A 9,667-nucleotide genomic window follows, 5' to 3' on the forward strand; every position below is an offset into this window, starting at 1 on the left:
CTACCCGGTTGGTGGCCGGCCGACCCATCCCGGCCCGGTGTGTACGGCCGGGTTCAGCGGCGCTCGGCCGACGGAATGAGGATCTCGAACCAGACCGTGGAACCGCGGACCGTCGGGTCGGTGCCCCAGGCGTCACTGAGCTGCTCGATCAGGCCGAGACCCCGCCCGCGACTGCTCAACGTGTCGGTGCGCGCCCGGGTCACGGTCCCCCGGGTGCCGGAATCGGCGACCGAGACCAGCAGCCGCTCGGGGCTGAGGTCGATCTCCACCCGGGCGGCGGTGCCGGCGTGCAGCAACGCGTTGGTGGTCAGCTCGCTGGTGCACAGCACCGCCGCGCCGATCACCGCCTCGGGCACCTGCCATTCGGTGAGCTGGCCGCTCATCCAGTGGCGGACCCGGCTGGGGGCGGTCGGCTCCGCCGGCACCTCCATGCTCGCCGAACGGCTCGGCATCAGCGCGTGCTCGACCGCCAGCACGGCCACGTCGTCCTCGGTGCCGCCGGGCACCGCGGCGGTGGCCACCGCGCAGAGCGCGCGCGGGTCGCTGCTGCCGGCCTTGGCGACCGCGTCGCCGAGCCCGTCCAGCCCGACGGTGAGGCTCTGCCTGCGGCGCTCCACCACGCCGTCGCTGAACAGCAGCAGGGTGTCGCCGGGGTCGAACGCGACGGTGGTGGTGGCGGGCCGGCCGCCGAGGCCCAACGGGGGACCGACCGGCACCTCCAGGTACTCCGCGTGCGAGCGACCGTCCGGTGCGCAGCGGCGGATCAACGGCGCGGGGTGCCCGGCGCTGGCCAGGGTGAACTCACGCCGATCGGCGTCGACCACCCCGAACACCACGGTGACGAACAGTTCGTGCGTGCCGGCCTCCACACCCAGGCTCGTCACCAGCCGGTCCAGCCCGGCCAGCACCGCGTCCGGGGCCGGGTCGGCCAGGGCCAGCGCGCGCAGCGCCGCGCGGACCTGCCCCATCCGTGCGGCGGCCTGTACGTCGTGCCCGGCGACGTCGCCCAGCACGACGCCGAGCCTGCCGGTGGGTAGCAGGAACGCGTCGTAGAAGTCTCCGCCGGCCGCGTTGCCGTCCACGCCCGGGTCGTAGCGGGCCGCGATCCGCAGTCGGGGCAGGTCCGGCAGGTTCTCGGGCAGCATGCTGCGTTGCAGCAACTGGGCGGTGCCGTGCTGAGTCTCGAACCGGCGGGCCCGCTCCGCGGCCTGACCGATCAGCTCGGCCGAGGCGGCCAGCAGCGCCCGCTCGGCGGCCGACCAGGTGTGCGGCACCTGGTAGCCGACCGCCAGCCCGCCGCGAACCACCGAGGTGCCCAGCGGCAGCGCGGCCAGCGAGCGGATCTTCTGGTCGTGGCGGTCCACCGCGGTCTCCAGGAGCGGCTGCCCGTCCGGAATGAACGACGGCCCGCTGGAGCGGGCCGCCTCCACCACCGGGGTCGCCAAGTCCGCCGGAATGCGCCGCCAGAGCGGTGGCAGGCGCTCGTCGGCCTCGTCCATCAACTCACCGCGCACCCGGCGCACCATCCGCCATCCGCCGCCGCCCTCGTCGACCGCGAACGAGACCCGGTCGGCGTCGAACGTGGTGATCGCGTACCGCAGCGCCACCCGGGCCACGTCGTCGAGGGTGAGGGTGCCGGCGAGCGCGGCGGCGACCTCGCTGAGACTCTGCAGCTGCTCGGTGACGTGGGTGGTTTCGGCGGCGACCGTCAGCATTCCGACGATCTGTCCTGTGCTGTCGTGGACGGGGGAGTGGCTTCGCGTGAAGACGGCCTGCTCGGCGACGCCGGTGCGCCCGCGCACCATCGGAAGGGCGCTCTCCTTCTCCAGGAACGGCACGCCCTGCCGGTAGGCGCGCTCGATCACCTCGCCGACACCGGGCAGTGCCCAGATCTCGGCGTACACCTCGGCGGACGGGCGGCCCAGGGCCGCGGGGTGCTTGCTGCCCAGCAGGTCGGCGTAGCCGTCGTTGTAGAGCAGGACGAGGTCGTCTCCGTACGCCAGCGCCATCGGCATCGGGCAGGCGAGGATCAGATCGACCACCGTTCTGATCGCGGGGTCCCACTGCTCCGGTGGGCCGAGCGCGGTGCCGGCCCAGTCGTGGGCGAGCACGGCGGCAGCGCCCGGCCCGGTGGATTCGCCCGGGACCGGAGTTGCTGGCGTGGGGACTCGCCCGACCGTTCCTGGCATGTTCGCAGCCTAGCCGGCCGGCGGGCGGCCGCATCCGATCATGGCCGTGGGACGTCGGGAGGCGCGTCACGGTGGCTGTTCGGGCAGTTCAGGGCCCCTGTTCGGCGACTTGTCGGAAAAAACGTGGCGAGCCGCGCGGACTGCCGCACCGGTGGCCGGGTATGCGCCCGGCGCAGTCCATGCGACAGGAGGGACATCATGCTGAAAACCCTCGCGGTCGGGCAGGCCGACATCGGTGATGCCATCGCCGACACCTGGAGGTCGGTGCTGCTCTTCATCCCGAAGGCCGTGGCCTTCATCGTGATCCTCGTGGTCGGCTGGCTCATCGCCAGAGCGGTCCTGAAGATCGTGGACACGGTGCTGGAACGGGTGCGCTTCGACGAGGCGGTCGAACGCGGCGGCATCAAACGGGCACTGGAGAGAACGAAGTACGACGCGAGCGACATCCTGGCCAGACTGGCGTACTACGCGGTACTGCTGTTCACGCTGCAGTTCGCGTTCGGCGTCTGGGGACCCAACGCGATCAGTGACCTGATCAGCGGCGTGGTGGCCTGGCTGCCGCGCGCGTTCGTGGCGATCGTCATCGTGGTGGTGGCGGCCGCGATCGCGAACGCCGTGCGGGATCTGGTCACCGGGGCGCTGGGCGGACTCTCGTACGGCAAGGTCCTGGCCGACCTGACGGCGATCTTCATCATCGCGCTCGGCGTGATCGCCGCGCTCAACCAGGTGGGTATCGCCACCACGGTGACGACGCCGGTGCTGATCGCCGTGCTCGCCACGGTGGCCGGCATCCTGATCATCGGTGTCGGTGGTGGCCTGGTGCGGCCCATGCAGAACCGGTGGGAGGGCTGGCTGAACCGGGCGGCCGAGGAGGCTCGGGCGGTTCAGGAGAACCGGCGGGCAGCCACGGCGGGACGCGGCGACGTGGAGCGGCAGATGGCCGACCGCGGGGGCGAGCGCACCCAGGCCATGCCGCAGGTCGAGGAGCAGGCGACGCAGTACCGCCCGTAACGGGTGGAATGGCGTCAGCCGATGGGGAGGGTGTTCCGCGCGCGGCGCGGACGCCCTCCCCGCGCGTCACCGGTCGCTGGTCAGCGCGCGAGCCAGCGCGCACACCGCGACCAGCCGGGTGAGCGGCCACTCCGGCTCGCTCCAGTCCACCGGGCCGTTCGGCGGCGACCACCCGTGCTCGACGGCCGCCGCGCGGACCCCCTCGGCGTAGCCGGCGAGCGCCGCGGCCGTCAGCGGGCGCCGGTCTCCGTCGAGGCTGTCCCGTACGGCGGCCGCGTGCTGGTCGACCAGGGCCAGCAGCCCGGGTCGCGCCGCCGCGGCGGCGAGCCCGGCGGTGCCCACGGAGACGGTGAGAGCGGCGAGGGTGGACCGCGCCGAGTCGACGGCGGTACGGGGGGCGACCCGGTTGAACGGCACACGCATGGTGACCGAGGCTAACCGACCGGTGAACGGGTCGACCTCGGCCGCTCGGCGGGTGTCGGCTGCGCCACCGGCCGACCCGGGCTGACCGCGAGGGTTGATCCGGCACAGACGGGGCAGCAGGAGAACCACGGCACACGGCGGCACAGAGCACGGCGGCACAGAGCACGGAGGAACGGATGGGCGCGGAGGAGCGGATGGGACAGCAGGCGGACGGGCCGGACGAGCAGCACCGCCGGCCGGAGGGGGTGAGCGACGCGACGGTCGCCGCGCTCGGCAAGCTCGGCGAGGCACTGGAGTGCGTCGAGCGGGCCCGCGGGCACCTGTACTCGCTGCACCAGCTGATCGGGCACGCCGACCTGATGCTCGACGACGCGGTCGAGCAGTTCCGCGCCGCCGGGCATCCGCGACTCGCCGACCGGATCGACACCGAGCTGCTGGGCCGCAACGTCATCGCCGGCCGGTGGACGTTCCAGATCGTCGAGGACTTCGACGACGGCTACCACGCGCTGTTCCGGGAGCTGGACCGGCAGGCCCGCGAGGAACTGGTGGGCGGGCGGCGCCACCTCTACGAGGCGGAGATGAAGGAGCGACGCCGCAGCCGGGGCCGGCCGGGACATGAGGCCCGGCCGGGCAGCGGCGGCTAGTCGCCGGCCGCGTCCGCCGGCCGCCGCCGGGCCGCGTCGTCGGCGATGATCACGGTGGCCACCATCAGCGCGACGCAGAGGCTGAACAGCCAGGACTCGTCGGAGACGAGCCAGGCGGAGACGGGAGCCTGCAGCGCGGCGAGCAGAAAGCCGAGCCAGGCGAGCTGGCGCTGACGCGTGGAGAGGATTCCGGAGCCTTGATGCATTCCGAAAGTCTTACGCGAACCCGTCGCTCTGCCGTCCTCCGATCGGCCGATTCTGGATGAGCTGTCCATTTTCTCAACCGTCCGGACAGCACTTCTTGCCGCCGCGAGCGACCGCCCGGAGCTGGCGGTAGGGTGCGGCTGCGGCAGGATGATGTCCCGTGTCCACCACGCCCGCGCCGCCCCGCGCCTCGCTGCTCCTGCTGGCCTACCTCGCCTTCGTGAGTCTCGGCCTGCCCGACGGCCTGCTCGGGGTCGGCTGGCCCTCGATCAGCGGCGACTTCGGCGTACCGACCGAGGCGGTCGGCCTGCTGCTCACCGCGGGCACCGTCGGCTACCTCATCTCCAGCGTGCTGGCCGGGTTCACCCTCGCCCGGGTCGGCGTGGGCGCGCTGCTCGCCGGCAGCACCCTGCTGGCCAGCCTGGCGCTGACCGGGTACGCGGTGAGCCCCGCGCTGGCCGTGGTGGTGGGCTGCGCGCTGCTGCTCGGGCTGGGCTCCGGCGCGATCGACTCCGGGCTCAACGCGTACGCCGCCGGGGCCTTCGGCCCACGTCACATGAACTGGATGCACGCCTTCTTCGGGCTGGGTGTGGCGATCGGCCCGCTGATCATGACGGCGACGCTGAGCGCGGGGCTGGCCTGGCGGTGGGGGTACGGCATCGTGGCCGCCGCCCAGCTCGCCCTCGCCGCCGCGTTCGCGCTCACCGTACGGGCCTGGCGGCGCGTCCCGGCACCCACCGAGCCCGGCGCCGCGGTCGCCCCGCCGGCCCCACGGCTCCCGATCCGAGCCACGCTGCGGCTGCCCGTGGTCTGGTCGGGGGCGCTCGCCTTCGCGGTGTACGTGGCCATCGAGGTGTCCGCCGGGCTGTGGGCGTTCCTGCTGCTGACCGTCGGGCGTGGGCTGAGCCCCGCGGTGGCCGGCGGCTGCGTCTCCGCCTACTGGGGCAGCCTCTTCGTCGGCCGGGTGGTGCAGGGCGTGGTGGCCGAGCGGCTGGGCGCCCGGTTGGTGCTGCGCGCCAGCCTGGCCGGCATGGCCGTCGGCGCGGCGCTGATCGCCGTACCCGGGTCGGCCGTGCCGGCCGTACTCGGTCTGGTCGTGGTCGGTTTCGCCGCCGCGCCGGTGTTCCCGCTGCTCACCCTCACCACTGCCGAGCGGGTCGGCCCGGCGCACGCGGACCGGGCCATCGGGCTCCAGATCGGCGCCGCCGGCGTGGGCGCGGCGCTCGTTCCGGCCGGCCTCGGCGTGCTGATCGGCGCCATGTCGGTGCAGGTGCTCGGGCCGGCCCTGGTGGTGCTCGCGCTGGGCCTGATCGTGCTGTACGAGGTGGGCGCCCGCCGGCCCGGCCCGCAGCGGCCGGTGTCCACCGTCGCCGGGCCGGATCAGCCCACCGCACCCGCTCCCGCCGGTGCAGCCGGCGAGGCGGGTCAGCCGTTGTCCGGTCCGGTCCTGCCGGTGGTGGACGGCCGGTAGGCGCGGTCCGGGTCGGTCGGCTCCCGGCCGGAGCCGCGGGCCTGACCGCCGCGGTCCGCTGCCGCGGGCCCGTGCCCGAAGGCGGCCTCCTCGCCGGCGTCGTTGCCGGTCACGTCGTCGGCCTGCCCGTCGATGCTGGAGCCCGCCACGGCCTTTTCCAGTTCCTCCAGCGGGATCCGTTCCTCGTCGCGCCACACCCTGTCGTCGGTCATGCCTTCAGCGGTACCCGGGCGCGATGATCGCAAACGGGTGATGGTCGGCCCGAGACACGGCGATGGCCGCCGGGGACTCCGGCGGCCATCGGACATCGCTGCTGAGGATCACGGCTGTGGGCGGTCCACCTTGCCCCGCCAGGCGCCCGTCTCCTGACCGCGCCGCTCGATGTAGGTCTTGAACCGCTCCAGGTCATTCTTGGCCCGCCGGTCGACGATGCCGAGCTTGTCACCGGCCTGCTCGACCACCCCGTGCGGCTCGAACTCCAGTTGGAGGGTGACGCGGGTCTTGTCCTCGTCCAGCCGGTGGAACGTCACCACGCCGGCCTGCTGGGTGCCGCCGGTGGAACGCCAGGCGACCCGCTCGTCGGGCAACTGCTCGGTGATCTCCGCGTCGAACTCGCGCTTCACCCCGGCGATGTCCACCGTCCAGTGGGTCATCGTGTCGGAGAGCTGCCGGACCTCCTGCACGCCCTCCATGAACTCGGGGAACTCCTCGAACTGCGTCCACTGGTCGTACGCGGTGCGAATCGGAACGGACACGTCGACGTGTTCGGTAACGCCACTCATCAGCAAACCTCCTTCGGCCGCCGGTCGCCCGGATCGGGGGACGATCCGGTCACCAGCGGGTTGTCTCGTTCTTGTTGCCGAGCGCGGCCCACACCTCGGAGACCGTCTGGTAGCGGGTGCCGTCGGGCAACCGCTCCAGCGCCGCCACGATGTCGTCCGGCGCGTCGTTGTCGCGCGCGTTGGCGACCAACGTTTCCCGGTCGCCCGGCAGGGCGCTCATCGTGATGAACCGGCCCAGCCGGCTGCGCTGCTCGACGTCCTCCGAGCTCATCCCCTTCGGGGCGCCGGTGCGCAGGTCACCCGCCGGGGCGGTGGTCGCCTCGGGCTGGTCCTCGCCGGCCGGCTCCGGCACGCGAGACTCGTCGACCCGAGAGCCGCCGGTCCCCGGCCCCTGCACGAGGCCGCTGACCTCCTGGCTCATCTGCTCATCGATTCTCGGTCCGTGCTTGCTGTTGCCACGCTCCATGCCTTCTGCGCTACCCGGCACCCCGGCCGGTAAACCGGCACCCGGTCACGAACCGGCCCCCGGCCCGGCCCCGGAACGGACACCGGAGCCGGTACCGGCGCTCACGACCCGGCCGGCTTCCGCGGCGGCAGCACCGGCTCCTCCGGGTCCGGGTCGCCCGCCTGCAACCGCCGGCCGCGCTGCACCTCCGCGTTGATCTGCACGCCCAGCATCAGGGCCGAGTTGGACAGGTAGAGCCAGACCAGGAACGCGATGGCCGCCCCCAGGCTGCCGTAGGTGGCGCCGTACGAGCCGAAGTTGGCGACGTAGAGGCTGAAACCGAAGGAGGCCACCGCCCAGGCGAACAGGGCCACCGCGCCGCCCGGGGTGAGCCAGCGGAACCGGGGCTGCCGCACGTTCGGGGCGATCCAGAACAGCAGCGACAGCAGCACCATCATGATCAGGGCGAGCACCGGCCACTTGGCCACGCTCCACACCGTGCGGGCCAGGCCGCCGGCGTTGATCAGGTCGCCGACGGCGTCGGTGACCGGACCGCTGACGATCAGCCCGAGGGCGACCACCGCGAGCAGCACCAGCGTGATCGCGGCGAGCCCGATCTGCAACGGCCGCAGCTTCCAGACCGGCCGGCCCTCGGTCACGCCGTAGATGGCGTTGGAGGCGCGGGTGAACGCGCCGATGAAGCCGGACGCGGACCAGAGCGCACCGAGCAGACCGAAACTCAGCAGCACCTTGGCGTGGCCCTGCTCGACCACGACGGACCGGATCACCCCGACCACACCCGTTTCGGAACCCTTGTCGGCCACCACCGCCCCGGCGCCCAGTTGCCTGGCCAGGTCGACCACCGTGTCCACGGTCTGCTCGCCGTTGGAGACCAGGCCGACCAGGGCCACCACCACGATGGCGGACGGAAAGAGTGCCAGAACCCCGTAGTAGGTCAGCGCGGCGGCCCAGTCCGAGCAGTTGTCCGTGACGAAGTTCTGCACGCTGCGGACCACCACCCCACGCCAGGTCCGCCAGCTCAGCTGCCGTATCCGCCGGGGCACCCGCTTGCCGAGCGTGCCGCCGAGCGTCGTACCGGGCTCCGTGGTCGTCATGCCCGCTCCCTGTGCCCCGGCCGTCGGATGACCGGTCATCCGGTCGGGCCTGGCTCGGCCGGTACCCGCGCCGGGAAATCGACAAACCCGCCCGCCGCCGGGTGACCGCCGCGTATGGTTTGCCGCCGCGTCGCCGGGGAATGGTCACAGTGATCCTGTCGACACGGAGGAGGACGAGATGCCCGGGCGCGAGGACCTGCCCAGCACGCTGCGACGCTCCCCGGACAAGGCGCAGCGCACCTGGGAGAAGACGCACGACTCGGCGGTGGAGACCTACGGCGAGGGGGAGCGGTCGCACCGCACCGCCTTCGCCGCGGTGAAGCACCAGTTCGAGAAGGTGGGCGACCACTGGGAGCCCAAGGGCCGCAAGGGCCCGAGCGATCGCCAGGCGGCCGGCGGCGGGCCGGAACGGCGGGCTCCCACCGCGGGTGGGGTGGACGCCAACGCCAGCAAGGACCACCTGATGTCGGTGGCCCGCGAGCTGGACGTGGCCGGCCGGTCCAGCATGACCAAGCCCGAGCTGGTCAAGGCGATCGAGAAGGCCAACGATCGGGCCACCCGCAAGGCCCGCGGCGACTGACCGTCGCGGCGCCGGTGCGCGGCCCGCACCGGAGGCCACGACGACGCGGTACGGGCGGACGCGGCGACCCCGCGCCCGCCCGTGCCCGCGTCACCAGTGCCCGCCGCCCGGCGCCTCGATGTGCACGGCCTTGGTGGCGGTGAACTCGTCCAGCAGCTCCGGGCCGTACCCGAAGCCCTGTCCGCTGGCCCGGCGCGGGTGCGCGGCGCCGCCCGGCGCGCCACCGAACACCGAGTTGATTTTCACGGTGCCCACCGGTAGCTCCCGCCAGGCCCGCTGCGCGTGGCTCATCGACGCGGTCAGCACCGTGGCGGCCAGCCCGTACGGGGAGTCGGCCGCGCAGCGCAGGGCCTCGTCGAACGAGTCGACCACCACCACCGGCGCGACCGGCCCGAACGTCTCCTCCCGCACCAGCGGCATGTCGTGCCGGCAGTCGGCGACCACGGTGGCCGGATAGAACGCCCCCGGCCCGTCCGGCAGCTCCCCGCCGGTACGCACCCGCGCGCCGGCCGCCACCGCCGCCGTCACCTGCCCGTGCACGTGGTCGCGGTGCCTCCGGTCGACCAGTGGGCCCAGTTCGGTGCCCGGGTCGCGGCCCGGGCCGGCCCGCAGCGCGCCGGCCCGCTGCACGAGCGCCGCCACGAAGTCCTCGGCCACCTCCCGGTGCACGTAGATCCGCTCCACCGCGACGATGACCAGGGTCACCAGGGCCAGTGCCAGGAAGAGCGCCTGGGTGTCCGCGGCGACCTTCGCCCGGGTGGCGTTCGGCTCGGCCGGACGTTGGGCGATCAGCGCGTCCGGTT

12 protein-coding genes are annotated in these 9,667 nt (G+C 73.4%); 4 read left to right on the forward strand and 8 right to left on the reverse strand.

Going from position 1 to position 9,667, the window contains the following annotated elements; genetic code table 11:
- Positions 1 to 53: 53 nt before the first annotated feature.
- A complete protein-coding gene (locus EAD98_RS04065; RefSeq protein WP_121652726.1) occupies positions 54 to 2,189 on the reverse strand; it encodes a SpoIIE family protein phosphatase in 2,136 nt (711 codons plus the stop codon).
- A gap of 198 nt (positions 2,190 to 2,387) precedes the next feature.
- Between EAD98_RS04065 and EAD98_RS04070 the strand changes: the two genes are divergently transcribed.
- Entirely contained in the window at positions 2,388 to 3,200 is an 813-nt protein-coding gene (locus tag EAD98_RS04070) for a hypothetical protein (RefSeq protein ID WP_121652727.1), read from the forward strand.
- Positions 3,201 to 3,266: 66 nt separating this feature from the next.
- Here the strand turns inward: EAD98_RS04070 and EAD98_RS04075 are convergent, their stop codons facing one another.
- Entirely contained in the window at positions 3,267 to 3,623 is a 357-nt protein-coding gene (locus EAD98_RS04075; RefSeq protein ID WP_121652741.1) for a DUF6401 family natural product biosynthesis protein, read from the reverse strand.
- A gap of 194 nt (positions 3,624 to 3,817) precedes the next feature.
- Here EAD98_RS04075 and EAD98_RS04080 point away from each other — a divergent pair, with 194 nt between their 5' ends.
- Positions 3,818 to 4,267: a hypothetical protein gene (locus tag EAD98_RS04080; RefSeq protein WP_121652742.1), complete on the forward strand. Its 450-nt coding sequence runs from the start codon at positions 3,818 to 3,820 to the stop codon at positions 4,265 to 4,267.
- On the opposite strand, the gene EAD98_RS04085 is transcribed toward EAD98_RS04080, so the two are convergent.
- A complete protein-coding gene (locus tag EAD98_RS04085) occupies positions 4,264 to 4,473 on the reverse strand; it encodes a hypothetical protein (protein ID WP_121652728.1) in 210 nt (69 codons plus the stop codon). The two genes, EAD98_RS04080 and EAD98_RS04085, sit on opposite strands and share 4 nt — an antisense overlap.
- Before the next feature lie 158 nt (positions 4,474 to 4,631).
- Here EAD98_RS04085 and EAD98_RS04090 point away from each other — a divergent pair, with 158 nt between their 5' ends.
- The gene (locus tag EAD98_RS04090; protein ID WP_121652729.1) at positions 4,632 to 5,942 is read left to right on the forward strand and encodes a sugar MFS transporter; all 1,311 of its coding nucleotides are present in this window, start codon (positions 4,632 to 4,634) and stop codon (positions 5,940 to 5,942) included.
- On the opposite strand, the gene EAD98_RS04095 is transcribed toward EAD98_RS04090, so the two are convergent.
- The 4 genes from EAD98_RS04095 to EAD98_RS04110 all read right to left on the reverse strand — a co-directional run bounded on the left by EAD98_RS04095 (position 5,897) and on the right by EAD98_RS04110 (position 8,284).
- Complete coding sequence (locus EAD98_RS04095; RefSeq protein ID WP_121652730.1) at positions 5,897 to 6,154, reverse strand: hypothetical protein; 258 nt, start codon at positions 6,152 to 6,154, stop codon at positions 5,897 to 5,899. The two genes, EAD98_RS04090 and EAD98_RS04095, sit on opposite strands and share 46 nt — an antisense overlap.
- A gap of 108 nt (positions 6,155 to 6,262) precedes the next feature.
- Positions 6,263 to 6,724, reverse strand: a complete 462-nt coding sequence (locus EAD98_RS04100; RefSeq protein WP_121652731.1) for an SRPBCC family protein — start codon at positions 6,722 to 6,724, stop codon at positions 6,263 to 6,265.
- A 49-nt stretch (positions 6,725 to 6,773) separates the two neighbouring features.
- Positions 6,774 to 7,190, reverse strand: a complete 417-nt coding sequence (locus EAD98_RS04105) for a DUF2795 domain-containing protein (protein WP_121652732.1) — start codon at positions 7,188 to 7,190, stop codon at positions 6,774 to 6,776.
- 101 nt (positions 7,191 to 7,291) lie between these two features.
- Complete coding sequence (locus EAD98_RS04110; RefSeq protein WP_121652733.1) at positions 7,292 to 8,284, reverse strand: YihY/virulence factor BrkB family protein; 993 nt, start codon at positions 8,282 to 8,284, stop codon at positions 7,292 to 7,294.
- Between the two features lie 178 nt (positions 8,285 to 8,462).
- Here EAD98_RS04110 and EAD98_RS04115 point away from each other — a divergent pair, with 178 nt between their 5' ends.
- Positions 8,463 to 8,864 carry a ChaB family protein gene (locus tag EAD98_RS04115; RefSeq protein ID WP_121652734.1) on the forward strand — a complete coding sequence of 134 codons (402 nt, stop codon included), beginning with the start codon at positions 8,463 to 8,465 and terminating at the stop codon, positions 8,862 to 8,864.
- A gap of 90 nt (positions 8,865 to 8,954) precedes the next feature.
- Here EAD98_RS04115 and EAD98_RS04120 read toward each other — a convergent pair.
- On the reverse strand, positions 8,955 to 9,667 hold a 713-nt coding region (locus EAD98_RS04120), incomplete at its 5' end, for an aldehyde dehydrogenase (protein WP_233583709.1).

Origin of the sequence: Micromonospora sp. CV4 (assembly GCF_003667455.1) — a bacterium.
Classification (GTDB): domain Bacteria; phylum Actinomycetota; class Actinomycetes; order Mycobacteriales; family Micromonosporaceae; genus Micromonospora.

Bases quoted from the DNA above. Each gene is read 5' to 3' on its own strand.
- EAD98_RS04065 (WP_121652726.1), bottom strand. From the start codon at position 2,189: ATGCCAGGAACGGTCGGGCGAGTCCCCACGCCAGCAACTCCGGTCCCG.
- EAD98_RS04070 (WP_121652727.1), top strand. From the start codon at position 2,388: ATGCTGAAAACCCTCGCGGTCGGGCAGGCCGACATCGGTGATGCCATC.
- EAD98_RS04075 (WP_121652741.1), bottom strand. From the start codon at position 3,623: ATGCGTGTGCCGTTCAACCGGGTCGCCCCCCGTACCGCCGTCGACTCG.
- EAD98_RS04080 (WP_121652742.1), top strand. From the start codon at position 3,818: ATGGGACAGCAGGCGGACGGGCCGGACGAGCAGCACCGCCGGCCGGAG.
- EAD98_RS04085 (WP_121652728.1), bottom strand. From the start codon at position 4,473: ATGCATCAAGGCTCCGGAATCCTCTCCACGCGTCAGCGCCAGCTCGCC.
- EAD98_RS04095 (WP_121652730.1), bottom strand. From the start codon at position 6,154: ATGACCGACGACAGGGTGTGGCGCGACGAGGAACGGATCCCGCTGGAG.
- EAD98_RS04100 (WP_121652731.1), bottom strand. From the start codon at position 6,724: ATGAGTGGCGTTACCGAACACGTCGACGTGTCCGTTCCGATTCGCACC.
- EAD98_RS04105 (WP_121652732.1), bottom strand. From the start codon at position 7,190: ATGGAGCGTGGCAACAGCAAGCACGGACCGAGAATCGATGAGCAGATG.
- EAD98_RS04110 (WP_121652733.1), bottom strand. From the start codon at position 8,284: ATGACGACCACGGAGCCCGGTACGACGCTCGGCGGCACGCTCGGCAAG.
- EAD98_RS04115 (WP_121652734.1), top strand. From the start codon at position 8,463: ATGCCCGGGCGCGAGGACCTGCCCAGCACGCTGCGACGCTCCCCGGAC.